The organism is Afipia birgiae 34632, assembly GCF_000308295.2.
In the GTDB taxonomy this organism is placed as follows: Bacteria; Pseudomonadota; Alphaproteobacteria; order Rhizobiales; family Xanthobacteraceae; genus Afipia; species Afipia birgiae.
This window is the reverse complement of sequence record NZ_HG326654.1, coordinates 652,982-679,008: the sequence shown is the minus strand read 5'-3', so window position 1 is coordinate 679,008 and position 26,027 is coordinate 652,982. Positions and strand designations below refer to the sequence as shown.

The 26,027-nt window shown below is 61.6% G+C and carries 25 protein-coding genes and 1 tRNA gene (1 of these 26 cut by a window edge); 11 read left to right on the top strand and 15 right to left on the bottom strand.

From position 1 onward, the window contains the following. Window positions 1–303, top strand: the 3' portion of a protein-coding gene (gene htpX, locus BN32_RS21890; RefSeq protein WP_040427198.1) for a zinc metalloprotease HtpX. 624 nt of this gene lie to the left of the window's left edge; 303 of the gene's 927 nt are visible here — the last part of the coding sequence; the start codon falls outside the window, past its left edge; the stop codon is at window positions 301–303. 74 nt (window positions 304–377) lie between these two features. Here htpX and BN32_RS21885 read toward each other — a convergent pair whose 3' ends face one another. Continuing rightward, window positions 378–578, bottom strand: a complete 201-nt coding sequence (locus BN32_RS21885) for a cold-shock protein (protein WP_006021915.1) — start codon at window positions 576–578, stop codon at window positions 378–380. Between the two features lie 159 nt (window positions 579–737). Beyond that, window positions 738–2,477: an adenylate/guanylate cyclase domain-containing protein gene (locus BN32_RS21880; RefSeq protein WP_019195874.1), complete on the bottom strand. Its 1,740-nt coding sequence runs from the start codon at window positions 2,475–2,477 to the stop codon at window positions 738–740. Window positions 2,478–2,659: 182 nt separating this feature from the next. On the opposite strand from BN32_RS21880, the gene BN32_RS21875 reads away from it, so the two are divergent. After that, window positions 2,660–4,225 carry a glycosyltransferase family 39 protein gene (locus BN32_RS21875; RefSeq protein WP_019195875.1) on the top strand — a complete coding sequence of 522 codons (1,566 nt, stop codon included), beginning with the start codon at window positions 2,660–2,662 and terminating at the stop codon, window positions 4,223–4,225. Between the two features lie 9 nt (window positions 4,226–4,234). On the opposite strand, the gene BN32_RS21870 is transcribed toward BN32_RS21875, so the two are convergent. Next, entirely contained in the window at window positions 4,235–5,278 is a 1,044-nt protein-coding gene (locus BN32_RS21870) for a YcjF family protein (protein WP_019195876.1), read from the bottom strand. Then, window positions 5,275–6,744 carry a YcjX family GTP-binding protein gene (locus tag BN32_RS21865; protein WP_019195877.1) on the bottom strand — a complete coding sequence of 490 codons (1,470 nt, stop codon included), beginning with the start codon at window positions 6,742–6,744 and terminating at the stop codon, window positions 5,275–5,277. Before BN32_RS21865 ends, BN32_RS21870 begins: the two co-directional genes overlap by 4 nt. 34 nt (window positions 6,745–6,778) lie before the next feature. Here BN32_RS21865 and BN32_RS26990 point away from each other — a divergent pair, with 34 nt between their 5' ends. The 3 genes from BN32_RS26990 (at window position 6,779) to BN32_RS21855 (ending at window position 8,586) form a co-directional block, all read left to right on the top strand. Further along, window positions 6,779–6,955 carry a hypothetical protein gene (locus BN32_RS26990; protein WP_156947010.1) on the top strand — a complete coding sequence of 59 codons (177 nt, stop codon included), beginning with the start codon at window positions 6,779–6,781 and terminating at the stop codon, window positions 6,953–6,955. Next, window positions 6,952–7,653, top strand: coding sequence for a PAQR family membrane homeostasis protein TrhA (gene trhA, locus BN32_RS21860; protein ID WP_019195879.1), 702 nt, complete (start codon window positions 6,952–6,954; stop codon window positions 7,651–7,653). Before BN32_RS26990 ends, trhA begins: the two co-directional genes overlap by 4 nt. A gap of 138 nt (window positions 7,654–7,791) precedes the next feature. Beyond that, window positions 7,792–8,586: an SDR family oxidoreductase gene (locus BN32_RS21855; protein WP_019195880.1), complete on the top strand. Its 795-nt coding sequence runs from the start codon at window positions 7,792–7,794 to the stop codon at window positions 8,584–8,586. A gap of 108 nt (window positions 8,587–8,694) precedes the next feature. Here BN32_RS21855 and BN32_RS21850 read toward each other — a convergent pair whose 3' ends face one another. The 5 genes from BN32_RS21850 to BN32_RS21830 all read right to left on the bottom strand — a co-directional run bounded on the left by BN32_RS21850 (window position 8,695) and on the right by BN32_RS21830 (window position 14,597). Continuing rightward, window positions 8,695–9,546, bottom strand: a complete 852-nt coding sequence (locus tag BN32_RS21850; protein ID WP_019195881.1) for an HTD2 family dehydratase — start codon at window positions 9,544–9,546, stop codon at window positions 8,695–8,697. Continuing rightward, window positions 9,543–10,667 (bottom strand): CaiB/BaiF CoA transferase family protein, encoded by a 1,125-nt coding sequence (locus tag BN32_RS21845; RefSeq protein ID WP_019195882.1) that lies wholly within the window; start codon window positions 10,665–10,667, stop codon window positions 9,543–9,545. Before BN32_RS21845 ends, BN32_RS21850 begins: the two co-directional genes overlap by 4 nt. Window positions 10,668–10,676: 9 nt before the next feature. Further along, window positions 10,677–11,840, bottom strand: a complete 1,164-nt coding sequence (locus BN32_RS21840; protein WP_019195883.1) for an acyl-CoA dehydrogenase family protein — start codon at window positions 11,838–11,840, stop codon at window positions 10,677–10,679. A 142-nt stretch (window positions 11,841–11,982) separates the two neighbouring features. Next, a complete protein-coding gene (locus BN32_RS21835; RefSeq protein ID WP_019195884.1) occupies window positions 11,983–13,248 on the bottom strand; it encodes a cytochrome P450 in 1,266 nt (421 codons plus the stop codon). 77 nt (window positions 13,249–13,325) lie between these two features. Then, entirely contained in the window at window positions 13,326–14,597 is a 1,272-nt protein-coding gene (locus BN32_RS21830) for a cytochrome P450 (protein ID WP_019195885.1), read from the bottom strand. 274 nt (window positions 14,598–14,871) lie between these two features. Between BN32_RS21830 and BN32_RS21825 the strand changes: the two genes are divergently transcribed. Both BN32_RS21825 and BN32_RS21820 read left to right on the top strand, forming a co-directional pair. After that, window positions 14,872–16,353, top strand: coding sequence for a methyl-accepting chemotaxis protein (locus tag BN32_RS21825; RefSeq protein ID WP_019195886.1), 1,482 nt, complete (start codon window positions 14,872–14,874; stop codon window positions 16,351–16,353). A 441-nt stretch (window positions 16,354–16,794) separates the two neighbouring features. Continuing rightward, entirely contained in the window at window positions 16,795–17,967 is a 1,173-nt protein-coding gene (locus BN32_RS21820; protein ID WP_019195887.1) for an isovaleryl-CoA dehydrogenase, read from the top strand. Between the two features lie 148 nt (window positions 17,968–18,115). On the opposite strand, the gene BN32_RS21815 is transcribed toward BN32_RS21820, so the two are convergent. Further along, on the bottom strand, window positions 18,116–18,916 hold the full coding sequence (locus tag BN32_RS21815; RefSeq protein WP_019195888.1) for a DUF2927 domain-containing protein: 801 nt from the start codon (window positions 18,914–18,916) through the stop codon (window positions 18,116–18,118). 157 nt (window positions 18,917–19,073) lie between these two features. Beyond that, a complete protein-coding gene (locus BN32_RS21810) occupies window positions 19,074–19,646 on the bottom strand; it encodes a L,D-transpeptidase (protein ID WP_019195889.1) in 573 nt (190 codons plus the stop codon). Between the two features lie 301 nt (window positions 19,647–19,947). Between BN32_RS21810 and BN32_RS21805 the strand changes: the two genes are divergently transcribed. From BN32_RS21805 to BN32_RS21795, 3 genes are all read left to right on the top strand, one after another. Then, window positions 19,948–21,492: an acetolactate synthase large subunit gene (locus BN32_RS21805; RefSeq protein WP_040427438.1), complete on the top strand. Its 1,545-nt coding sequence runs from the start codon at window positions 19,948–19,950 to the stop codon at window positions 21,490–21,492. 72 nt (window positions 21,493–21,564) lie between these two features. Next, window positions 21,565–21,780: a hypothetical protein gene (locus BN32_RS21800; RefSeq protein ID WP_019195891.1), complete on the top strand. Its 216-nt coding sequence runs from the start codon at window positions 21,565–21,567 to the stop codon at window positions 21,778–21,780. Between the two features lie 195 nt (window positions 21,781–21,975). Then, a complete protein-coding gene (locus BN32_RS21795) occupies window positions 21,976–22,137 on the top strand; it encodes a Flp family type IVb pilin (RefSeq protein ID WP_040427436.1) in 162 nt (53 codons plus the stop codon). A gap of 48 nt (window positions 22,138–22,185) precedes the next feature. Here BN32_RS21795 and BN32_RS21790 read toward each other — a convergent pair. The 3 genes from BN32_RS21790 to BN32_RS21780 form a co-directional block, all read right to left on the bottom strand. Next, window positions 22,186–22,260, bottom strand: a tRNA-Val gene (locus tag BN32_RS21790). A 156-nt stretch (window positions 22,261–22,416) separates the two neighbouring features. Then, on the bottom strand, window positions 22,417–23,718 hold the full coding sequence (locus BN32_RS21785) for a coiled-coil domain-containing protein (protein ID WP_019195893.1): 1,302 nt from the start codon (window positions 23,716–23,718) through the stop codon (window positions 22,417–22,419). A gap of 120 nt (window positions 23,719–23,838) precedes the next feature. After that, the gene (locus BN32_RS21780) at window positions 23,839–24,411 is read right to left on the bottom strand and encodes a DUF1134 domain-containing protein (RefSeq protein ID WP_019195894.1); all 573 of its coding nucleotides are present in this window, start codon (window positions 24,409–24,411) and stop codon (window positions 23,839–23,841) included. Between the two features lie 122 nt (window positions 24,412–24,533). On the opposite strand from BN32_RS21780, the gene BN32_RS21775 reads away from it, so the two are divergent. Beyond that, a complete protein-coding gene (locus BN32_RS21775; protein ID WP_040427193.1) occupies window positions 24,534–25,043 on the top strand; it encodes a YHS domain-containing (seleno)protein in 510 nt (169 codons plus the stop codon). Here BN32_RS21775 and cysQ read toward each other — a convergent pair. Then, window positions 25,040–25,870, bottom strand: a complete 831-nt coding sequence (gene cysQ / locus BN32_RS21770; protein WP_019195896.1) for a 3'(2'),5'-bisphosphate nucleotidase CysQ — start codon at window positions 25,868–25,870, stop codon at window positions 25,040–25,042. The genes BN32_RS21775 and cysQ overlap by 4 nt on opposite strands. Window positions 25,871–26,027: the final 157 nt, after the last annotated feature.

The following is a 26,027-nucleotide window of genomic DNA, read 5'->3' as shown; positions in this document are numbered from 1 at the left end:
ATCTGCGGTCAGCCGATGTGGCTGGCGTCGGCGCTGGTCAAGATCGACAACGCCGCGCACCAGATTCCGAACATGGATGCGGAGCGCAGTCCTGCGACCGCGCACATGTTCATCATCAATCCGTTGTCGGGTCAGGGCATGGACAATCTGTTCTCGACCCATCCGTCGACCGAGAACCGTGTCCGTGAGTTGCAGCGCCTTGCTGGCGAACTCGGGCCGCGCGGGGGCTTCGCAACCGCGCCGACAGCTTCGTCCAGCAGCTCGGGTGAGCCCTGGGGCAGACAACGTGGCCCTTGGGGTTGATCTCAGAAGGGACCGGTCACGCGTCGCAGAGTTAGCAAAGGTCCGATCCAGTTCTGCTGAATCGGACCTTCCTATCAAACCTTGAGATTTTCCGCCGACGTCTTGCCGCGGTTGGCGACTTCTTCGTACTCGACCGATTGTCCCTCGTTGAGGGTCGAAAGACCTGCCTTCTCAACTGCCGAGATATGAACGAACACGTCCTTGCCGCCATTGCTGGGCTGAATGAATCCGTAGCCCTTGGTCGGGTTGAACCACTTCACAGTACCTTTAGCCATTCCGTAGTCTCCAGAGGGTAAGACCGATAACATAACGTCGAACCCCGCGGATGGGCGTGTCCAACGGCGCGCACGATACGCGGTAAGTTTGAGCCTTGATAGCGAAAATGGCATTTGCGGCAGCCGCTTTCGCTCAAACTTTGCGCGAATCTGACGGATTTACGCTGCTGCAACTGCGAAATCGGCGGCCAAATCCGACAGCATTCCGGCTTTTTCGACCGTGTAGACCACCAGCGGTTCGACCCGGCCGCGGATCGGGACCTCGATTTGCGGCAGGTCGCCGGCGGCAAGGCGGGCGGTTTTCAGGACGTCCTCGGACACCACGACCTCGCAGGACAGGGCCTTGGTCATGTCCTGCAGCCGCGCGGCGACGTTTACGGAATCGCCGAGCGCGGTGAACACCGTGTGCTCCTCGGAACCAATGTCGCCGATGATGACCTCGCCGCCATGAATGCCGATCCCGAAGCGCAGCGGCTCCGGCACGTCGTCGCCGAGAAATTCATTCAGTGCATCGACATGGATCGCGATCCGTGAAGCGGCTTCGATGGCCTGCCGGCAGGCGGTTTGCGGATTGGTCGAAAGTCCGAACAGCGCCAGTTGTCCGTCGCCGACAAACTGGTTCGGCTGTCCGCCGCATTCGACCACGGCCTGAGAAACCGCCGTCAGGAAGCGGTTGATGATGAAGACGGTATCGAACGGCAGCAACTGCTCTGCGAGCTTGGTCGAGCCCCGCATGTCCACGAACATGCTGACGACGTAACGCTCTCGTCCCGGCAGTGCAGGCTTGATGGTTGCGGCCGATGACGTTGCCGTATGCGCAGGAAAGATCTGGAAGAAGGACACGTCTGTGCGTGGACGTAACTGGCAGGCGAGACGGATGGCGGGATCGCCGCCCGCGCCGACGCGGTCCAGCACGAAGATTTCGCGGTTCGACGGCTCGGGCAAGGCACTGCAATCGCCGATAATGCGGATACGGCAGGTGGAGCAACGCGCCCGGCCGCCGCAGACGCTGGAATGGGGAATGTTGAAGCGGGTACTCGCTTCCAGCACGCTCAGGCCGATCGGGACGCGCACCGTTTTGCCGCTGCCGTAAGACAGCCGGACGAGGCCGCGGCGTCGTTCCAGCAGCGCGCGGACGCCGCGTGCGGCAAGGGTGAGCCCGATCAGCCCGAAATATCCATAAAGCATGGTGGAACTGATCCGTTCGAGCACGGCCTGTTCGGCGGAGGTCCCGACCTTGTCCCGCGAAAGATTGTCCGCCCGCCATTCCGGTGCGGCGCTCGCGCGTTCGACCGCGCGGCCGGCCTGATAGAGGCCGAGCAGGGACAGCGTCGGCAGGATCACGGCGAGAGCCAGCAGGAGCGACGATATTTTTCGGAAGTACGGCTTTCCCCTGACCCAGAAATAGATGCCGATGCAGCCGTGCACCCATGACACCAGCAGCACGGCGTACATCGTCCACTGCATGTACGGACGGAACACCCAATAGGCGAAGACGGCCTGCGGATAGTGCTTCTCGTGGCCGAACAGGGGGGCTGCGATGCGTACCCCGACCACATGGCTGATGATAAAGACCGGAATGCTGAGGCCGAAAACAAGCTGCGTCAGTTCGATGGCGGTCCAGCGAAATTGCCGGCGCGCGTAGAGCGCCCAGATTCCGAGACCCAGATGTGTCAGCACCGCGCCATAAAACACGATGAGCACGGGCCAGTTCTGCCAGAATATCGCATGATAGTGGAGGGCCGCATCCATTGTGCCGAGCGAGACGTTGCCAAGCGCATGATTGGCGAAATGGCTGATGAGATAGGCAAACAGGATAAGGCCGGTGACGAGCCGCACCTGACGAATTCCGATCCCGCGCAGGAATCGGGAAAGAGGCGAAGCGGCAGTTTCGGCCATGCAGTAAAGGCTCGACTGAAAACAATGATGCACGATGCACCCGGATCGCCCGGAGGCCCTGAAATTCTAACGAAGTTATCGTCGCGGCGCCATGGGCGGGCGATCGCGCTTCCGCCTTTTAGGCAGTAATCGCCGGAGGGCCGGTTTGACTTCATCGGTGCAGTCGCAGAAAAGCTACCCGCATGGAGAAGTCCGTCATTACCGGCATCGCAGGAGAGCACCGTCTGACCTCGCGCGCCATGCTTGCCGCAGTCATCGCGATTGCCGTTCTTGTGACATTGCAGGTGGTCTATGCCGCGACAGCCGACCTGCGCACGGACGAGGCCTATTACTGGACGCTCTCGAAGGAAAACGTGCTGTCCTACCTTGATCATCCGCCGATGATCGCGTGGGTCGTACGCATCGGCACCGCGATCTTCGGGGATACCAATTTCGGCGCGCGGTTCGGCGGATTGGCTGCGATGTGGATCGCGCTGGCGCTTCTGGCGGACATCGTCTGGCGGCTGACGCGCGACCGCCGCGCGGTCGTTCTCGCGGTGCTGATGCCGCTCGCGGCTCCCGAATACGGCTTGTTCGCGTCGCGCATTTTGCCCGACGTCGCGTTGATCCCGTTTTCGCTGGCCATGGTCTGGTCGCTGGTACGGCTGACGCAAAGCAACGATGGCCGCTGGTGGCTGGCTGCCGGGTTGTTTGGCGGGCTGGCGTTGCTGTCGAAGTACACGGCCATATTCTTCGCGCCGGCCATCCTGGCGTTCATGCTGGTGCCGACGTGGCGTTGGCGCTGGCTACGAAGTCCTTATCCATGGACGGCGGTCGTTATCGCACTGGCGGTGTTTTCGCCGGTGTTGATCTGGAACTGGCAGCACGACTGGGCATCGTTCAAATTCCAGTTCATCCGCGCCGGGGCGGACCATGGCATCTCGGCGCGAACCGTCGGCGATTTCCTCGGGCTTCAGTTTGCGCTGGTCGGCCCGATCCTGTTTCCGGTGGCGCTGGCAGGAACAATGATACTGGCATGGCGGGGCTATCGGCGGCGAGATCCGGCATTCATTCTGATCTCGACCTGTGCTTTGGTGCCGTTTTCCTATTTTCTATGGAAGTCGCTGTCGCTGCGGATCGGCGACACCTGGCCGATGCTGATCTGGCCGTTCGCCTTTGCCGCTGCGGCGATCAACCTTGCCGAGATCGAAAAAGAAAGGCGCTCAAGCTGGATCTATCGCACCGCTGAGCCATGGGCGAAGGCCGCGATTGCACTGGGTATCGTGCTGAACGTCGCGATTTTCTATTATTACGCGGTCAGCAGTTTCGCGTTCGCCGCGACCAAGGACCCGATAGCGAAGGAAGCCGGTTACGGCGAGATCGCCAGACGGGCGAAGGCGACGGCGGATCAGGTGGGCGCAACGTGGATCGCGACGCTCGATTACCGGATCTACGCGGAGCTGCGCTGGCATCTCAAGGACAGCATCCCCGTTGTGCAGGTCAACGAGAGAAGCCGTTTCATCGGCTTTCGGGATTCATCAAGCGCGGCGATGAAATCCGGTATCGGACTCTACGTCGACAGCGCGCCGAACCATGGCAATGTGATCGAGACAAAAACGCCGGCGGTGTTACGGCTTGTTGGACAGGCGGATCGGACATGGCGTGGCGTGGTGATTGAGCCCTTCGCGTTCAAGACCATCACGGGATGGACGCCCGACCTGTCACCGCCTGCGGACTCGCCGTTCTATAAATGGCGGCTCTTGAACTGATAACTGCGCTCAGGATTTCTGATCGTCGCCTCCGGCGCGGCGGAGCAGGTCCTTGGCGAGGTCGGACAGCACCGGGCGCGGCAGCGCTTCAAACGGCAGCGGCCGCGTCACGTCGATGGCCGCAAGGCCGAGCCGCGCGGTGAGCAGCCCGTTGAGCAAGCCTTCGCCGAGTTTCGCCGACAGCTTCGCGGTGATGCCATGCCCGAGCATCTGCTGGATCAGGCTGTCGCTGGCGGCCATGCCGCCGGTCAGCGCCAGATGCGCAATCACGTGGCGCATCAGCCGGATCATGCCGAGCATGCCGGGCCGCCCGCCATAGAGCCGCGCCAGTTGCCGCACGAGCCGCAGCGCCGCTGCGAACACGAACAGCATGTCGATCACCGCGCCCGGACTGACCGCAGTGACGAGGGACACGCGCTGCGCAGCGCTGGACACCAGCCGCCGCGCTTCCTGATCGAGCGGCGTCATCAACTCGCGTTCCGCAAGCCGCACCATGTCTGCGCCGTCGATGATGTCGCGGCCATGTTCTTCAAGCGCGGCGCGGGCGCGAGCGAGCTTCGGATTGTCGTGCGCAACCTTGAGCAGGTCGCGGACGATGGCGTCGCTTTCCTTGCGGTCGTCGTTCAGAAGCACGGCATTCGCCCGCGCATGCAGCTTCTCGATGGTTTCCAGCCGCGCAAGGCTCAGCACTTCGCGCGCGATGATAACCACCAGCGCCACCACGGCGAGGATGGCAAACACAAGCCCGATATAGCCCAAGCTGGCGCTGCGGTTGAACAGGTCCTCGACCAGGTTGGAGATGCCGAGGCCAAGGCCGAGCACCACCAGTCCGCCGAGCGCCGTCCAGAACACGCCTCCCCAGCCGAAGCCCTTGCGGGCTGGTACGGCAGGCTCGTCGATGACAACGGGAAGCTGCGCGGGGTCGGCTTCCGGTGTGATGTGGACCTTGCCGCGCGCCGGGCGTGAGGGATCATCCTCGGCATCCATCAGGATAACGCGGGGATCGTCGAGCTTGAACGCCGCCGGCTTGCGGTGATGCGGCTTGTCGCTCATTGCAGCTTGTCTCCGATCAGGAACTGAAGCGCACGGTCGAGGCGGATATGGGGCAGGGCGGGCTCTTCGCCACCCTCGCGGGCGAGCAAGGGTGGACGAAATCGCAGAAACCGGAAGTCCGTCTGGTCGGATGCGGTGTTGGACAGGCCGCGGAACGTACCATCGCCGCTGAACAGGTCATCGAGCTTGGCTGGAAGGTCGCCGGGGAAAGTCGCCACCTCCGTCTCGCCGTCGAAGACTTCGTCGCCGGACATCTCGCCTTCCTCGGGCGTGCCGAGGATCGAGGGCAGTTTCTCGCGGCCCTGCTGCACCAGTGCCTCTCTTGTGGCGCGCACGGCGGCGAGCGCGACCACATCCACGCCCGCGCCAGCATATTCCGCCCGCGAGGCGGCGCGCTCGACCATGCGTTTGAGGATCGCTTCCAGCCGGTCGTGACTGGAATGATGCAGATGATCGGCCTTGGTGGCGGCGAACAGGATCTTGTCGATGCGCGGACGGAAAAGCGTGTTGAGGAACGTGCTGCGGCCGATGTTGAAGCAATCGAGAATGCCGGACAGCGCGCCTTCGAGATCCTTCAGCGCCTCGGGCCCCGCGTTGAACGCGGCCAGTGCATCGACCAGCACGATCTGCCGATCGAGCCGCGTGAAGTGATCGCGGAAGAACGGCCGCACCACCACGTCCTTGTAGGCTTCATAACGTCGCCGCATCATCGCCCACAGCGAGCCGTCCGGCGCAGTGCCATCCTGCCGGACGTCGAGCGGTGCGAAGGTGAGCGCGGGCGATCCCGCGAGATTGCCCGGCATCAGGAAACGGCCGGGCGGCAGCAGGCTCATGGCGAAGCGCTCGTCGCGGCAGGCGCGCAGATAGTCGGTGAACAGCTTGGCAGCCGTCAGCGTCGCCTGCTCGTCTTCGCGCCCGTTCGCATCGAGAGTTGCCAGATGGGTGTGCCACTGCGCCGCCAGTTTTGCGCGCGGTTCGCGGCGGGACAGCGCGAGGCTTTCCGCCGACCACTGCTCATAGCTCTTGTTCAGCAGAGGCAGGTCGAGCAGCCATTCGCCCGGATAGTCCACCAGATCGAGCGTCAATGTGCGCGTCGCAGCGTTCTGGCGTTGATATTCGATCACGAGGCGCAGCTCGCTGATATCCACGGTCGAGTGAGGCCAGCGCCGGTCCCCGATCAAGGTGCGGACGTGGCCTTCATAGGCAAAGCGCGGGACGGCATCGTCGGGTTGCGGTTCGAGCCGGGCGCGGGCGATGCGCCCCGTCGCCAGAGACTCGAACACCGGAAAGCGGCCGCCCCGCAACAGGCCATGAACCAGGGCGGTGATGAAGACGGTCTTGCCCGCGCGTGACAGGCCTGTGACCCCAAGCCGCACGGTGGGGTTGAACAGGCTTTCGCCATACTCGATCAGGGAGCGAATGGAGAGGCGGGTGTCTTCGACGATGTCCGAAAAGCTGGGTGCCATAATTCCATCAAGACTTTATCGGACTGAGGGGGCAATGACGCAAAATAAAGTGCCATACGACAGTGTTATGAAGCTGGAGATTACCAGACGAAATTCAAGTTTCAGCCCCGACATGAATCGTGATCCCACGATCTTTCAGGGCGCGTTGACGGCTGCTATTCTACCTCCTGTCGCCGAATTCGCCACACGCCTGTCGGACAGCGCCGCATGACGATCTTCCGGTTGAAGCAGCTCAGCTCTTATGATCGTGTCGCGGACGGCGGCGTGGTCCGCTGGGACTACGACCGCGCCGAGCTGATCGCGGACGGTGTGGTCCATGTGCTCGGCATCGCCTTCGGATTGATCGCTGCAACGGCCCTCGTGGTCACCGCCGCTCTTTACGCCTCGACCAAGGAAATCATATCGGTATCGGTCTACGTCGCCGGGCTGCTTGCGATGCTTGGCCTGTCCGCAACCTATAATCTGTGGCCGGTTTCACCCGCCAAATGGCTGCTGCGCCGGTTCGATCACTCTGCGATCTATATTCTGATCGCGGCCACCTACACGCCGTTCCTGGCGCAGATGCACGACCGTTTCATGTCGACCGTGCTGCTGATCGGCGTCTGGTCGGTCGCGGCAGCGGGCATCGCGCTCAAGATTTTCCTTCCCGGGCGGTTCGATCGTCTCTCGGTCGGGCTCTACCTTGCCATGGGATGGAGTGGCGTCATCGCCTATGACAGCCTTGTGGCCTCGCTGCCGACCTCGACACTCTGGTTCATCGCGGCGGGCGGGCTGATCTATTCGCTCGGCGTGATCTTCCATGCCTGGGAGCGGCTGCGGTTTCAGAATGCGATCTGGCATTCCTTCGTGCTGCTCGCCGCCGCATTGCACTATACGGCGGTACTCGACATGGTTCTGGTCGCGGCCTGAGGGTTTACTTCGTCATTGCGAGGAGCGCTTGCGACGAAGCAATCCAGCTCTCCTTTTGTTGCACTGGATTGCTTCGCTCCGCTCGCAATGACGGCTGAGTCGATTGATCCGGCGCCGTTTCCCGCCTAAAATCTTCACATGAAAGTTGCTGGAAAAGTCGTTGTCGTCACTGGCGGTGCGAATGGCATCGGCCAGGCGCTGTGTGAAATCTTTCATCGCGAGGGCGCGGCCAAGGTCGTGGTCGCCGATCTGGAGGGCGCGCGGGCCAAGACAGTCGCCGACTCAATCGGCGGCGCATCGTTCGCCTGCGACGTCGGCAAGGAGAGCGACATTCTCCGTGTTATCGAGGAAACAGAAAGGCAGTTCGGTCCCATCGATCTGTTTTGCTCGAACGCGGGCATCGGCGGCGGGTTCGACCCGCTGTCGGAAAACGCTGGCGGCACCTCGGACGAACCGTGGGCCAGAAGCTGGGCCATCCACGTCATGGCGCATGTCTATGCGGCGCGCCATCTGATCCCGCGTATGAAGACGCGGGGCGGCGGATACTTCCTCAACACGATTTCAGCCGCCGGACTGTTGTCGCAGGTCGGCAGCGCCGCCTACTCGACCACCAAGCATGCCGCCGTGGGCTTTGCGGAAAACCTCGCGATTTCACACAAGGCGCACAACATCCGGGTCTCGATCCTCTGCCCGCAGGGGGTTGAAACCAACATGCTGAAGGGGCTGCCGAAGGGTCCGCAATCCAGCGATGGCAACCTGATGCCCGAGGATGTGGCAAAGTCCGCGCTGGAGGGCATCGACCGCGAAACCTTCCTGATCCTGCCGCATCCGCAGGTGATCGATTACATGCGCAAGAAGACCGACAATTACGATCGCTGGATCGGCGGCATGGCCAAGATTCAGGCCGGTCTGCGCGAGGCGTTCAAGAAGTAGGGCTATCGCGCTCTCTCCACCGTCATTGCGAGGAGCGGAGCGACGAAGCAATCCAGCTTAGGCCTCAAGAGTGGATTGCTTCGCTTCGCTCGCAATGACGAACATGCGCTACCAGTTCGCTGTACCCTTCATGGTCGGAGCGCCGGCAGCGTTCGCGGTCCAGACCTCCAGCCCGCCGTCCATCTCGTTGCCGTTGACGCTGAATTCCGCGCCGTCGAACAGCGGATTGACGCCGCGATAGACAAACTTCGCGGGCGCCTTGCCGCCGCGCTGGCGTGCGGCGAATTCGATCAGCAGCGACGCCTGCAACGGCCCGTGCACGATCAGGCCGGGGTAGAACTCGACCCTGGTGACGTAATCGCGGTCGTAGTGAATGCGATGGCCATTGAAGGTCAGTGCCGAATAACGAAACAGCAAAACCGGATCGGCCATGTGAGTTTCGCGTATCTTTCCCGCCGGGGCAGGTGCGGGTGATGCGGCGGGCTTTTCGCCTGCCGCGGGCATATCGCGATAGACGATATCGTGCCGCTCGCGGATGGCGATGCCGCGCGGCGTCGTGATCGTGTGGTCCACAGACACGAAACACAGCGCGCCGGTGCTGCCGGTCTTCATCGTCACGTCGGAAATGCGCGACGCGCGCGTGACCGTATCGCCGACCCGCAGCGGATCGATGAATTCGATCTGGCCGCCGGCCCACATCCGGCGCGGCAGCGGCACTGGCGGCAGAAATCCGCCGCGGGCGGGATGGCCGTCCGTCCCGATTTCGCTCATCGGCACGACCGGCTGCGCAAGGCACCAGTGCGTTGTGAGTGGCGCCGCGTCGCCTTCAACCGGATTGCCGATGTCGAGAAACAGCGTCGCGCGCAGGCCCTTCACCAGTTGAACGGTGATGACGTCGGACGCTTCCTGGGTGCGGCCGATCCACTGGCGCAAATGATCGATGTCGGGTTTTGCGGTCATGATGTCTTGCTCGCCTTCAATGCAGCTTCGACACTATGCGTGCCGATCGACGGGATCGCCCCGTAAGTCCGTGTCTCGCCAACGATGATCGCTGCCGGCGCGGGATAACTCACCACCCCGTTCGGTGAATCGACATCGATGCGGCGCAGATGGGGATGCGATGAAAGACTTTCCATCGTGTTGACTTCGGCGAAGGCAATGTCGGCCTCGGCGAGGCGTTTCATGAGTTCATCGCGCGTCAGTTCAGCGAAGGCAGCGGCAACCGTGTCGTCGGTCAGTTTGCGGTTTCTGACCCGCTCCACCATGCTGCCGAAGCGCGGATCGTTCGGAAGATCCGGCATGCCGATCACCTTGGCGCAGAAAACCTTCCATTCACGCTCGCTCTGGATCGAGATGAGGATTTCGTTGTTGTCCTTGGAGTGAAATACGCCGTAGGGCGCGACCGACGGGTGCGCCAAACCCATGCGCTTCGGCGGGTTGCCGTTCTCGGCATTCAGCAGCGGCACGGTGAGCCAGTCGGCCATCACGTCGAACATCGAGATGCGGATGTCCCGGCCCTTGCCGGTTCGCCCGCGCGCGATCAGCGCTTCGAGAATGGCGGCATGGGCGGCGGCGCCCGTTGCGACGTCGACAATCGACACGCCGACACGCGAAGGCGCTTCGGGCCCGCCGGTCACGGAGCACAATCCCGACTCCGCCTGGATCAGAAGATCGTACGCCTTGCGGCGGGCATAGGGGCCGTCGTCGCCGTAACCGCTGATGGTGCAGGAGACCAGCGCGGGATAGTCCTTCAGCAACCGCTCGCGGGAAAATCCGAGCTTGTCCATCGAGCCGGGTTTGAGATTCTGCACAAGCACGTCGGCGCTGGCGATCAGCTTCTCGAGAGATTGGCGCCCGTCGTCGGTTGCCAGATCGATCACGACGGATTTCTTGCCGCGATTGAGCCAGACGAAATAGCTGCTCTGGCCTTTCGCAGCGGCATCATAATCACGAGCGAAGTCGCCTTCCGGCCGCTCGATCTTGATGACGTTCGCTCCCGCATCTGCCAGACGCGACGTACAGAACGGGGCGGCAACCGCCTGCTCGACGGCAACGACGGTTAGTCCTTCAAGCGGCAGCATCGGCGTCTCTCAATACGAACGCGGCATGCCGAGCACGTGCTCGGAAAGATGCGACAGGATCAGGTTGGTCGATATAGGCGCGACCGAATAAAGCCTCGTCTCGCGGAATTTCCGCTCGACGTCGTACTCTTCGGCGAAGCCGAAACCGCCATGGGTCTGAATGCAGGCGTTGGCGGCCTCGAACGACGCATCGGCGGCGAGCATCTTGGCCATGTTGGCCTCCGCGCCGCAGTCCTTGCCTGCCTCATAGAGCCGGGTGGCTTCCCTCACCATCAGTTCGGCAGCGCGCATGTTGGCGTAGGACTTGGCGATCGGAAACTGGATACCCTGGTTCTGGCCGATCGGTCGGCCGAAGACGGTACGCTCCTTGGCGTAGTCGCTGGCCTTCTTGATGAACCACTTGGCGTCGCCGACACATTCCGACGCGATCAGAATGCGCTCCGCATTCATGCCGGACAGGATATAGCGGAAGCCCTTGCCTTCCTCGCCGATCAGGTTTTCGGCGGGCACTTTCATGTTGTCGAAGAACACTTCCGTGGTGGCGTGGTTCATCATGGTGCGGATCGGCCGGATGGTCAGTCCGCCGGCCTTCTTCGCTTCCTGCATGTCCACAATGAAAACGGACAGGCCATCGGTGCGCTTGGCGGTCTGTTCCTTCGGCGTGGTGCGCGCCAGCAAAATCATCAGGTCGGAATATTCGGCGCGGCTGGTCCAGATCTTCTGGCCGTTGACCACGTAGCGGTCGCCTTCACGCTTTGCAAAAGTCTTGAGCGACGATGTGTCGGTGCCGCTGGTCGGTTCCGTGACGCCGAAAGCCTGCAACCGCAATTCGCCGCTGGCAATCCGCGGCAGCCACTTGGACTTCTGTGCTTCGCTGCCGTGCCGCAGCAGCGTGCCCATGGTGTACATCTGGGCGTGGGTGGCGCCGCCGTTGCAGCCGGCGCGCTGGATTTCCTCAAGGATCGCGGCGGCCGCCGAAAGCTTCAAGCCAGAGCCGCCGTACTCTTCCGGGATCAGCACCGAGAGGTAACCGGCGTCGATCAGCGCCTGAACGAATTCCTTCGGATATGCCATCTCGCGGTCCAGCTTGCGCCAGTACTCGCCGGGGAATTGCGCGCAAAGCTTTGCAACGGATTCGCGGATGTCGGAAAAATCTTGCTCTTGATGTGTCATGGGAATGTGTTTGGCAGATCGCCAGCCTGTGTTCCAGCGGTTTGGGACGCGCAGCCATATTCCGAATTTGCATCCGTGGCGCAGCTAGTGGAGTGGATTTGACATTCGCTGCCCTGCTGGCAACGGGTCAGCAAAGCGAGGGTCAGGCGTTGATGCGAACCGGAAGTTCCTCGTAGCCCTTCACGAAGCTCGAGTAGATCCGCTTGGGTTCACCGACGACTTCAATGTTGTCGAACCGCTTGAGAATCTCTTCCCAGATGATCTTGAGTTGCAAATCAGCCAGCCGCATGCCGACGCAGCGATGGATGCCGAATCCGAACGACATATGCGTGCGTGGCCGCGCGCGGTCGATGATGAAGCTGTCCGGGTTTTCGATTGCGTCGCTATCGCGGTTGCCGGAGACGTACCACATCACGACGCGGTCGCCCTTCTTGATCAGCTTGCCGCCGAGTTCGGTGTCCTGCAGCGCCGTGCGGCGCATGTGCGCCAGTGGCGTCTGCCAGCGGATCACCTCAGGCACGAAGCTGTCGATCAGCGCATGGTTGTCGCGCAGCTTGTCGTACTGGTCAGGATTTTCGTTCAGCGCCAGCACCGAGCCGCTCATCGAGTTGCGGGTGGTGTCGTTGCCGCCGACGATCAGCAGGATGAGGTTGCCGAGCAGTTCGTCGCGGTTCATGTGACGTGTCGCGTCGCTATGCGCCATCATTGAAATGAGGTCGTTGCCGGGGTTCTTGACGCGCTCGTTCCACAACCGGATGAAATAGTCGGCGCACTCGCCGAGCTCCCGCAGCCGCTGTTCCTCGCTCTCGTAGATGCCGCTTTTCGGCAACGCGGTCGAAAGATCAGACCAGCGCGTCAGCATGCGGCGATCTTCCCACGGAAAATCGAACAGCGTCGCCAGCATCTGGGTGGTGAGTTCGATGGAGACGCGATCGACCCAGTTGAAGGTTTCGTTGCGGGGGAGGTTGTCGAGAATCTCCGCCGAACGCTCGCGAATGAGAAGGGAGAGCCGGTCGAGGTGCACCGGCGTGAACATTGGCTGCACGGTCTTGCGCTGCGGGCCGTGCTTCGGCTCGTCCATCGCGATGAAGCTGGGCCACTGATAGTCCTCGCCCATGTCGCGGAGGTTGATACCGCCATATTTGATGTCCGACGAAAAGATCGCGGCGTTGGTGTCGACATGCATGATGTCGTTGTATTTGGTCACCGACCAGTAATCGCCCACCGGGCAGGTCGTGCAGTAATGCACCGGCTCTTCCTTGCGCAGCCGCTCGAAATAGGGCCACAGCGTATCGCTCCGGAACAGCTCAGGAGCGCCCGGGTGGAATTCCGAGAGCGGCATCGAATAGGCCTTCTCGCGTGCGGCCTTCTGGCGCTCGTCGCGGGCCATGCTGATCGTTCCGTGCATCGTTCGCTTCCTTATCCCCAGGACCAATTTTCACGGCGTGTCTGACGCTCGAATTCTTATTGCCGGATGCGGCTTTGCTATGACGCCAGCCGCACCGGAAGGGTCTCGTAGCCCTTGACGAAACTGGAATACACCCGATGCGGCGGCTCCACCACTTCGATGTTGTCGTAGCGCTTGAGAATTTCCTCCCAAACGATTTTCAATTGTAATTCCGCTAGGCGAATTCCAACACAGCGATGGATGCCGAACCCGAACGACAGATGCTGACGGGGCCGGGCGCGATCGATGATGAAGCTATCGGGATTCTCGATCACCTCGTCGTCACGATTGCCCGAGACGTACCACATCACGACCTTGTCGCCCTTTCGGATCGTCTTGCCGCGCAACTCGGTATCCTGCAGCGCGGTGCGGCGCATATGCGCCAGCGGCGTCTGCCAGCGGATGACTTCCGGCACCATGCTGTCGACCAGGGCGTGGTTGTCGCGCAGCTTTTGATACTCATCCGGATTCTGGTTCAGCGCGTATAGGCCGCCGGAGAGCGAGTTACGGGTGGTGTCGTTGCCGCCGACGATCAGCAGGATCAGATTTCCCAAAAACGTCTTGGGGTCCATGTCGCGGGTCGCTTCTGCATGCGCCATCATCGAGATGAGGTCGCTTTTCGGCGCGGCGTTGATCCGCTCGTTCCACAGCCTGGAGAAATAGGCGGCGCATTCCTGCAATTCGGCCTGCCGGGCATCCTCGGATGCGATGATCTCGGTATTGCCGGGCAGGGCGGTGGCGACATCGGACCAGCGTGTCAGCTTGCGGCGATCCTCCCACGGAAAATCGAACAAGGTTGCAAGCATCTGGGTCGTCAGTTCGATGGAAACCCGGTCGACCCAGTCGAAGGTGGCGTTGCGCGGCAGCGCATCCAGGCACTGCGCGGCGCGCTGGCGGATGGTGCCGGCGAGCTGGTCGAGATGGGTGGGCGTGAACATCGGTGCGACGGTTTTGCGTTGCGCGCTGTGCTTTGGCTGATCCATGGCGATGAACATCGGACGGCGAAATTCAGGCGGCGCATCGCGAATGGTGATTCCGCCGAGGCTCGATTCCGACGAATAGATTTGATGATTGGTCTCGACATGCATGATGTCGTTGTACTTCATGACGGACCAGTACGCGCCGAACTGGCTGTCCTTGCAGTAATGGACCGGGTCTTCTTTCCGCAGCCGTTCGAAGTAGGGCCAGAACGTATCGTTGCGGAAAAGATCGGGGTCGCCGGGATTGAAATCCGCGAGGGGGGTCGAATAGGCCTTGTCGCGCGCTGCCGTCTGCTCGGAGCTTTGCGCAAGATCCAGCGTGCCGTGCATCGCGCGTCTCCCCTTAGCCGCTTCCGTGGTTGATCCCGGAAGCTTGTCGCGAATTACATCCCCTGGAGTGCGACGAGGCAAGGGTGACGGTGGTTTGTCGCATCAACGGTGCGGGCGAGGGACGTCCCGGGGGATGGAGCTGCTGCTTGTACCCGTATCCTTAGAAGGAGCACAAAAATACAATTCACAGGCGAGATGCATCTGCAAGCCGCTAGAGCTTGGTTAATAAGTTCGCCCTAAGGTTTCTGGATACCACCTAGAAAGGGCTCAGACAATGCAATTGTTCAAGTCTTCTCAAGAGCTTAAGTCGAAGCTTAACGCACTCGGTAAATCTCAGGCGGTCATCGAATTTAACCTCGATGGCACAATCGTGACGGCCAATCCGAATTTCCTGAATGCCATGGGGTACCGGCTGGACGAAATTCAGGGGAAGCATCACAGCATTTTCGTCGACCCCGAAGTTCGCGAGAGGGCGGAATACCGCGAATTCTGGGATGCCCTGCGCAGGGGAGAATACCAGGCCCGCGAGTTTGCGCGCGTCGCCAAGGGCGGCCGGCCGGTCTGGATCCAGGCCTCGTACAACCCGCTGCTGGATCGCGGCGGCAAACCGTACAAGGTGGTCAAGTTCGCCTCCGACATTACCGAGCAGAAGCTGAGGAGCGCCGATTACGAAGGCCAGATCGCGGCCATTCAGAAGTCGCAGGCGGTGATCGAATTCAACCTCGACGGCACCGTGATCACTGCGAACGAGAACTTCCTCAAGACCCTCGGCTATCGGCTGGAGGAGATCCAGGGCAAACACCACGGCATGTTCGTGGAATCCCGGTACCGGGACAGCTCCGCCTATCGCGAATTCTGGGAGTCGCTGCGCCGCGGCGACTATCAGGCGGCCGAATACAAACGCGTCGGCAAGGGCGGCAAGGTGATCTGGATTCAGGCGTCCTACAATCCGATCCGGGGCGCTGACGGCAAACTCGCGAAGGTGGTCAAGTTTGCCACCGACACCACGGCGCAGGTTGAAGACCGTCTGCGCCGCGGCGAGGTGCAGAAATCCATCGATATCGATCTGGGGCAGATTACGGAAGCCGTCACTTCAACGTCACAGCGGGTGACATCGGCAGCGAGCGCATCGACGCAGACATCGTCCAACATGCAGGCCGTCGCGTCCGGCGCGGAGGAGCTTGCGGCCTCTGTCGGTGAAATCAGCCGTCAGGCTGCGGACGCACTCAGCATCTCGCTGCAGGCGGTCCAGCAGGCCAACGAGACAAGCGCCATCGTGTCGGGTCTTGCGATAGCTGCACAGAAGATCGGCGATGTGGTCAAGCTCATCAACAACATCGCCGAGCAGACCAACCTGCTTGCGCTCAATGCCACCATCGAGGCGGCGCGAGCCGGCGATGCGGGCAGGGGATTCGCGGTGGTGGCATCGGAAGTCAAAAGTCTCGCGACCCAGACCGCTAAGGCAACCGACGAAATCAGCGCACAAATCGCCGAGGTTCAGGGCACCACAACCAGCGCCGTGAATGTCATTGAGGCGATCACGCAGACAATCTCCCGCATCAACGAAATTTCGGCGGCGATCGCGGCATCGGTGGAGGAACAGGCGTCCGTGACGCAGAGCATTTCGGCCAACATGCAGGTTGCTGCGAAAGGCGTCACCGACATCAACTCCAACATGAACGACATCGCGGAAGCGACGCGGTCTGTCGATGAGTCGACCCGCAAGGTGCGGGAAGCCTCACGCGCGCTGGCCTGACAGCGCGCATCGTTCCGCTGCGAAATGTCAGGCAAAAGACATTTCAGAGTGCGGCGTTGCAGTAGGAAAGGCCGTCTCGCGGCGTAATCGCGGGGCGGCATGGACCGATGGCGCGCAACAGGGCGAAGGCTGGATGCATGGCGTGTCCGGCGTCTGAATGAGACTGAACGCCGGGATGTTCCGGTGCTTCTTTCTCTTCTCCCCGCAACCTGCCCGTGGCATTGTCTGGCCCAATAACGGTTGGCTCGTCGCGAGCCAGTGGAGTTTGGATTGGCATTCGCTACCCGACGGGCGGCAAACTCGTAAAGCGAATGTCAAATCCAAACTCCACTAGAAACTTGTATTTACTGGTGGTCCGTCGATTCTAACCTTCGCAAGAATGCCTGCTGAAACAGGATGCGGATGTTAGAATCGGACCACTAGATCCTGGGAGAGACTCTGATGATTCCGAACGCGCATAGTATGTTCAATTTCGATCTCGGCGAGACGGCGGATGCGATCCGCGAAACCGTTCGTGATTTCTCCGCGAACGAAATCGCGCCGCGCGCCGACGAGATCGACAAGAGCAATCAGTTCCCGCGCGACCTCTGGCCCAAGCTCGGTGCACTCGGTTTGCACGGGATCACCGTTGAGGAAGAGTACGGCGGCTCTGGGCTCGGCTATCTGGAGCATTGCATCGCGTTGGAGGAAATCTCACGCGGCTCGGCGTCGGTGGGCTTGTCCTACGGCGCGCATTCGAATCTGTGCGTCAACCAGATCCGGCGCAACGGCAACGAAGCTCAAAAGCGAAAGTATCTCCCGAAGCTGATTTCCGGCGAGCACGTCGGCGCGCTGGCGATGTCGGAGCCAGGCGCCGGATCGGACGTGGTGTCGATGAAGACTCGTGCCGAGAAGAAGGGTGACCGGTACGTCATCAACGGCAACAAGATGTGGATCACCAACGGGCCGATTGCCGAGACGCTGGTGGTTTATGCCAAGACCGATCCGGCTGCCGGGCCACGCGGCATGACCGCGTTTCTGATCGAAAAGGGCATGAAGGGATTCTCGACAGCTCAAAAGCTGGACAAGCTCGGTATGCGCGGGTCGGACACCGCCGAACTGGTGTTTGAGGATTGCGAAGTCCCGGAAGAGAATGTGCTGGGTCACGTCGGCCGTGGCGTCAACGTGCTGATGTCCGGCCTCGACTACGAGCGCGCCGTGCTGGCGGCCGGGCCGCTCGGCATCATGCAAGCGTGTCTCGATGTGGTGATGCCCTATGTTCACGAGCGCAAGCAGTTCGGCGAGCCGATCGGCAGCTTCCAGCTCGTGCAGGGAAAAGTCGCCGACATGTATGTGGCGATGAATGCTTCGCGCGCCTATGTCTATGCGGTCGCGAAGGCTTGCGATCGCGGTGAGACCACCCGCGAGGATGCCGCAGGCGCGATCCTCTATGCGGCGGAACGCGCGACGCAGTGTGCGCTGGATGCGATCCAGTTGCTTGGCGGCAACGGATACATCAACGATTACCCGACCGGGCGGCTGCTGCGCGACGCGAAGCTCTACGAGATCGGCGCCGGCACCAGCGAAATCCGCCGCATGCTGATCGGACGTGAGCTGTTTGAAAAGACGGCGTGAGGGCGTCGACCGTCCGTCGGCGTCGTTGCGAGCGAAGCGAAGCAATCCAGAAGCAACAAGCAAGACTGGATTGCTTCGTCGCAAGTGCTCCTCGCAATGACAGATTGGACGGCAGTATCTGCCGGACAGCAGAAGCGCCCAAGCAAGCCTATCGCGACGGCAGGTGGTTCACCTTGGCGACCCACTTCCGTACATCAGGCAGGATCGCGGGCAGCAGGGCGCGAACTTCCTCGACGGTCATGCCGGCCTTGATGCGCGGGTCGTAGAGAATGTTCAGGATGTACTGGTCGTAGATGTCGAAGAATCCCATCGAGACCTGATCGTTGAACATCGTCCACGGCACGGTGTCCGTGTCGTTGATCGGCCCAAGTGACTGCAGCAATTCCTCATAGGCGCAATCGAGAAACACGAAGTCGCCGTTATCCACGGTGAGGATCACATCCGAGCGCTGGATCTCGTAATCTTCATTCTTGCGAAATCCGGACAGGCATTGCGGGTCCAGCGAGTCATGGATTTCCTTGGCTTTCTCCGCGCCGTAGAACGACGTGATCGTTTTCTGCAGATCGCGATCGCGGACCAGCGTGATGATGGTATTGGCGTCGTCGCGGTTCTCGGCCATCGCGATGTCGAGGTGCTGCACCCGCATGGCGATGTCGCCGACAACCTTGCCGATCTGCGTTTTCCGGTCGGCGCGGGTTGAGCCATCGATAAAGATGCGTACCGGCACCTGGTATTTGCGGATACGGTCGACGCGGCCGGCGAGATGATACTCTGCGCCGAATGCCGTTTTCATGAAGCCGTCGATGATCTGACTGTCGGTGAAGACCTTCTTTTCGCTGCGCTGGCGGGCGCTGATGCTGGATGTTTCCGCAAAGGCCGGCGGCAACAGCGCGGTGCTGAGCGCGAGGCAACCCGCTGTGGCGGCGATGCCAGATGTCAGCCACCGCATTGTCGAGGATGTGTCCATTGCAATTGAGCTAGCCGTCACAGTGGCGTCGTGCAAGGGAATCGGTCGCAGGCTGGCGATAAAACGACAAGGCCGGCCACGAGGGGCCGGCCTTTGAACTGGTGGGTGTTGCGGGCGGATGGTACCGCTCGGCTCGGCTCTAGTTCCTGACGATGACCGTCGCGCCCACCCGTACCCGGTTGTACAGGTCGATGACGTCGTCATTGACCATGCGGAAACAGCCCGACGAGACGGCCTGACCAATCGTCTCAGGCTCGTTGGAGCCGTGAATGCGGTAGAGGGTCGATCCCAGATACAGGGCGCGCGCGCCGAGTGGATTGTCCGGCCCGCCGACCATGTGCCGCGGCAGGTCCGGACGGCGGCGCAACATCTGCGCCGGCGGCGTCCAGCTCGGCCATTCCTTCTTCGCGGTGACGCGATGAACTCCACCCCAGCGGAAGCCGTCGCGGCCGACACCGATGCCGTAACGCAAGGCCCGGCCGCCCTCCTGAACCAGATACAGGCGGCGCTCCTTGGTATCGATAATGATCGTGCCCGGCGCGTAATTGCCCTGGAAGCCGACCGTGGTGCGCGGAATCGGGCCAGACCCGCCGCTCATTCCACCACCGCCAAAAAGCTGAAGTAACGGGTTGAACTCCACGTCGGCCATCGCAAAGCTGGTGCCGCCGAGCAAAGTCGCTGCGGTAAAAATTACGGTCAAAAGTCGCGTCATTAGAATCCTCGCAGGAGATCGTCAGACAGGGGCGGGAAATATTGGCGAACCGGGGGACGCATCCGGATTACAGGTGCCACGAACCCGCGAGAAAGGCCACAATTTGCCTGCTTTCGCAACCCACGGACGCGTGAATGGCTTCGCTACAGTTCATTATCTGCCTGAGGCGTGACTTCCGCGAGACATGCCTTGCGTGCACGGTCGCGCCGCCGATCCAAACTACCGCAGGCTTTGAAGAACTGTCATAAGGATGGTTGATCTAACGGCGATACAACAAAAAATCTCGAACGGGAGTGAAATGATGAATGGTGCGGAAAGCCTGGTGCGAACATTGGTCGCGGGCGATGTGAATGTCTGCTTCACCAACCCGGGCACATCGGAGATGCACTTTGTCGCCGCGCTGGACCGGGTCGACGGTATGCGATGCGTGCTCGGGCTGTTCGAAGGCGTCGTGACCGGCGCAGCCGACGGGTATTACCGGATGGCTGGAAAGCCGGCATCGACACTGCTGCATCTGGGACCCGGCCTCGCCAACGGTCTCGCCAATTTGCACAATGCCAAGAAGGCACATTCCGGCATCGTCAACATCGTCGGACAGCATGCGACCTATCACATCGAGTATAACGCGCCGCTGACGTCGGATATCGAAGGTCTCGCCCGGCCGATGTCGGCCTGGGTTCGCACCTCGCCGGATTCGAAATCCATTGCACGCGATGGCGCCGCCGCGATCGCGGCGGCGAGGAGCCATCCCGGACAGATCGCGACGCTCATTCTGCCGGCCGATACGGCCTGGAACGAAGCCGACGGCATCGCGCAGGTGCCCGCGGACTCGCAGCGCGCCAGCTATTCGCCAAAGGCAGTCGACGAAGCCGCGCGCGTTCTGCGCAGCGGCGAGCAGACGTTGCTGTTGCTGACAGGCAGGGCGTTGACCGAAGAGGGACTCGCGCTGGCCGCGCGCATTGCCGGCAAGACCGGATGCAAGGTGATGGGCCAGACCTACAATCCGCGCATGGCGCGGGGACGCGGGCGTTTTTCCATCGACCGTATTCCCTATGTGATCGAGCAGGCGCTGCCGATCCTGAAGAATTTCCGGCACATCGTTCTGGTCGAAACCAACGATCCGGTGGCGTTCTTTGCCTATCCGAACAAGCCGAGCCTGCTCAAGCCGGAAGGCTGCGAGGTTCATCGCATGTGCGAAGCCGGCGAGAATTCGGTCGCCGCACTGCATGCGCTGGCCGATGCGCTCGGCGCCAAGGCAGGCGACGCGAAACCGCAGCAGCTTGTCGAACTGGCCAAACCCACCGGCGCGCTGACGTATGCATCCATCGCGCAGGCGATTGCCATGGCGATTCCGGAGAACGCCATCGTGGTCGATGAATCGATCACCACAGGGCGCGGATTCTTTCCGCCGACGGCGGCAGCGGCTCCGCACGACTGGCTGCAGAACATGGGCGGCTCGATCGGCTTCTCGACACCGGTCGCAACCGGTGCGGCGGTCGCGTGTCCCGATCGCAAGGTCATCTGCATGGTCGGCGATGGCAGTGCGATGTACACGCTGCAGTCGCTGTGGACGCAGGCGCGCGAAAAGCTCGATGTCACCACGATCGTTTTCGCCAATCGCACCTATCAGATCCTGAAGGGTGAGTTCGCAGGCGTCGATGCGGGCGAGCCGGGACGCAAGGCGCTCGACATGCTCAACCTCGACAATCCTGCGCTCGACTGGGTGTCGCTGGCGAAGGGCATGGGCGTGCCGGCCCAATCGGTTACGACCGCCGAGGATTTTTCGAACGTGCTGACCAATTCGGTGCGTGAGAAGGGGCCGCGGCTGATCGAAGTCGTAATGTAACGACGACGACTGGAACCCTGCGCAAGTCTTCAGCGTTGAAGACGGACATGAAGTCTTGCCAGGTTTCCCGATATGCATGTTTTTCAGGGCTCGTCTTTCAGTCCGGACATTATCGCGACGATGACGCAGGCCTTTGAAGAGGCCGTCGAAACTTTGCCGTTTCCGGTGGGATCGTCACGGGTCCAGGCGCTGGCGAAGAATATCATCGAGCTTGCGTCGCAAGGCGAGCGCGATCCGGAGCGTATGAAGCTGCTGGCGCTGCTCGCTCTGAAGTCAGCCGAGATTTGATGTCTAACCCTACGCGATGACGGTATTGACGGAGATATCTGCGGATGCGGGCATCCCGTGCGGCGAGGCGCGTCGGTATCATGGAAAGGTTTAGTTAAGTCTTCAGCAGCTTCTTGCCGCTAGGTTAGCCGTGGCCTGTCAAGACGGTCGCCCGGCGCGGCGATCATGTGCAAGAATTGCAACGAGGTTGAGCCCATGAAGATGGTGGTTGATTTTATTCGAGATGAAACGGCTGCGACGTCGATCGAGTACGCCTTGATCGCGACGGGTATCGCTGTTGCAATTGTTGCGGCAGTGAATGGTCTCGGCACGACGCTTGGGGTCAAGTACGACACCGTCAAGGCCGCCTTCGACTGACCTTCGCACTACGCAGATGCTGATGTCGCTTGGTGTTTGGACGATCAATGGTGGGCGCACAAGGGATCGAACCTTGGACCTCTCCCGTGTGAAGGGAACGCTCTCCCGCTGAGCTATGCGCCCGGGAACGACCGATAATGATCGTGCAAGCCCGGGATTTACGGAAGCAGGGGTAGGGGTGTCAAGCGCAGGCAGCCCGTACGTGCAAGAATTCGGCTCAAATCATGAATTGAGGCGCGATCTTGTCGCCGAACCGCTCACACTTCGGCGGATCACGCGCTAACCCGGCTGGCGGGCCCGTGAGGCATGTGCCTGCAGCGCCCGGATCCGCTCGGCCAGCGTTCCGCGTGCCTCTGTGGTGGCCCCGTTCGGCGCCGTGCCGTTGGGGGCCGTGCCGTTCGCGGTCGTCGCTTTGACGATGGCGCTGATGGCCGGCTTCTGCTCTTCCGATGCCAGGATGGCCTCGATCGGCGAGTCTGGACCTTCCAGCGTCACCGCGAGCTTTGCGACCTCGGCGGCGATGTCGTTGATGCGCTCCCGCAGCAGCGCATTTTCCATGCGCTCGGTGGACCATGAGCTTTCGGCCTGCTGCTGAATGAGGTTGATATCGCGCTGAAGCTTGGCGCGTTCGTCGCGGGCGACGGTGAGCTGTTCTTCCAGCGCCGTCTTCTCCGCGCGAAGCTTGTCCATCGCGCTCGAGTTGCCCGGGCCGCCTGCCATATCCTCGCGCAGTTTCTGCTCGGTCTGTTTTGCGGCTTCGGCCTGCTGGCGAAGCAGATTGTTCTCGTATTCGCGCTCGGCGAGGATCTTGCCCTGCAGCGCCAACCGGTTTTCAAGATCGGTGACGCGGGTGGAGAGCATTTCGGTTTCCTTGGTCTGTACGACCAGTTGCCGATCGAGGTCACCGACCCGTCCGCTCAGATTCTCGACCTTGCCGCGCGCGTCGCTCAGTTCGCGTGTCGCGATCTCCGCTTCGTTACGGTGATCTGTCAGGCGCTGCTGGCTGCTGGTGACTTCCTTCTCGGCGTCGTTGACCCGGGTTTGCAGGGCTTCGATCTGGCTGCGAACCGCGAGCAGTTCGATCTGGCGGCTTTCCGCCGTCATCGAGCTCTGGGACAGTTCGCTGTTGAGCTTGCCAAGGTCGGCCTGCTTGCCGGCCAGTTGTTGCTCGGCCGTGCGCAAGGATTGCGTCTTGACGTTGAATTCTTCTTCCGTCGCGCGCAGCTGATCCTTCAGCCCTTTCTCGCGCGCTTCCAGCGCGAAAATCGCGGCATTTTTTTCGCCGAGTTCGATTTTCAGCCGGTTGATCGCGTCCGATTTCTTGCCGAGTTCGGCGAGCTGGCTTGAGGTCTTGTTCTTGAGCTGCTCGACGCTCATTTCGAGCCGGCGCGCGGACATCGCGAATTCGGCGCGCAGCTGGTCCTTGTCGGCCTGAATCTCGGCCATCGACAGCGGCGTTGCCGCCTCAAGACGTTTTGTCGTCAGCCGCACCGCACGGTTATGCACCAGCGGCACGATCATCAGACCGAACAACATCGAGACCAGAAAACCGATCGCCAAATACATGATCGGTTCGACCATATGCGTGACCCCTGCGTCAAAATTGCCCAATTCACCATGCCACGGCGAGCGGGGAAAAAGCTAGCGGGACAGCGCGTTAACGTGAATCCGATGGCCGTCAGTGACGGTCCGGCCCGGGGATCAGAAGGGATTCCAGGTCGCGCGGGGGGTGAACTTCAGATAGCCGATATTGGCGCCGAGGCGCAGACCCACTCCCGACCGGATCGGGACCAGCACGATGCCGTTCGCCGTCAGCGCCGTCATGCCGAAGCCGCCGATGATGTAGGCCGAACCGTCGATGCCGGCGAAGCGCTGGTAGATCGCGTCGGTCGCGGGCAGTTTGTAGACCAGCACCATGGTGCGTGCGCCGTCGCCGCCCCAGTCGAAGCCGACCGACGGGCCCTGCCAGTAGACCCGCAGGTCGCCGGCATTCTTGGTATAGAGTGTACCTTCGCCGTAGCGCAGGCCGGCCACGAAAGCGCCGCTGCCTTCCTCGCCGAGCACGTAGCCGTTGGGCAGGCCCCACTGGCTGACCGCACGCTCGATGACCGATGCCAGCCCGCGGGACACGCTCCCGAAGAACCGGTGACCCGCGCCGACCAGTTCGTCGGGGCCATAGCTATTGGGCGCAGCTCGCTGCTGGGCAGAGGCCGGCATTGCCAGGGAAATCGTCGCTGCAAACACCAGCGCCGCAATGCGCGAAGCGAAAGTCATGAAAGAACCCCTTGGACCACCAGATGGCCGAGTTTCATAGCCATCGCTTAACGCCTTGCTGAGAAGCAACGGCTTAAGCTCCGGTCCCACGTCCCCGACTCGATTGTTTATCAGCATCAACTATGACGGCACGGCGGCAGGAAAATAAAGGGCGGCACCTTAGAATTGCCTGTGTTGCGGTATTGGCGGGGGCTGTGAGCGCCGCCGGACCGTTCGCCGGGGCGTGGGCAGGGCTCACCGAACGGGTGGTTATGAACCGCCATAGCGGTCTTGCCATCGATGGTTTCGATCCCGTGGCCTATTTCACCGACGCCGAGGCGACGAAGGGTGAGCCGGAGATCGAAGCGTCCAAGGCCGGTGCGGTCTGGCGCTTTCGAAACGATGCCAATCGTGCGGTTTTCCTCGCCCATCCGGAGATCTACGGACCCCGGTTCGGCGGCTATGATCCCGTCGATGTGGCGCAGGGCAAGGCCGTCGCGGGACGGGCGCAGCTCTGGCTGATTTCGGGCGAACGGCTGTATCTCTTCAGCCGTGAAGACAACCGGACGGCCTTTGCGGCCGATCCGGACGGCGTCCTCAAACACGCCAGCGGCAGATGGCCGGCGCTGCTCGAGACCCTCTCGGACTACTAGCCCGCCACGTTCGGGTCGCCCCAGGCGATGAATTCGGGGACCAGAAAGTCCTCACGGGCTTCCCCGAAGCAAAGGGCGGCGCCCCGGCTGTCGGTAATTTTGCCCCCGGCCGCCGTCACAATCGCATGGCCTGCGGCGACGTCCCATTCGGACGTCGGAGACAGTCGCGGGTAGATATCAGCGCCCCCCTCGGCAATGCGACCAAACTTGACCGCCGAACCCAAAGCCTGCCGGATCGCTCCGGGCCGATCCGCGATAAAGGCTTCGGTCCGCTTGTCACCGTGAGACCGGCTCACGGCCACGATCCAAGCCCCGCCGGGGCCGGGATGACGACGGGTGTGGATCGGCTGGCCAGCACGGGCTTTGCCATCCTTGGTTACGAGCAGCCGTTCTGCTCCCCGGCCCACAAGCCCTCGCCAGATCAGCCCCAGGGCAGGCGCTGCGATAATTCCAAGCAGTGGCTGGCCGTGGGTGATGAGCGCGACATTGACGGTGTACTCGTCGCGGCCGGCGACAAACTCCTTGGTGCCGTCCAGCGGGTCAACCAGGAAAAAGCTGTTCCTGTAAGGATGTGCGGCCAAGTCCGTGCGTTCCTCTGACAACGTCGGAACATTCGGCACGAGTTTGCTCAGGCCTTCCGAGATGATGCTGTGGGCGGCCATATCCGCTTCGGTAACGGGAGAGCCGTCGGATTTGTCCGTGACCTGCATGGTGGAGCGGCTGACCGCGAGAATCGCAGCCCCGGCCTGCACGACGATATCCGTCAACGGCTCCATCAAGAGGGCCGCGGCGTCACGATCGATTGCGGGACTGGAGATTTCGGTCATAGATCGGCCTTCAATCCGCTGTGGTTCGTGTCGCGCCTTGGTGGCCGCAGGGCCAACCGCAGTGTATCAAACCATAAAGCATGTATGATTCGCCGCGTCAGCACGGTGCGGCTCATCGTTTGTGCGTGGTCGCAGGAACTGCCGAAAAATCCCTGAA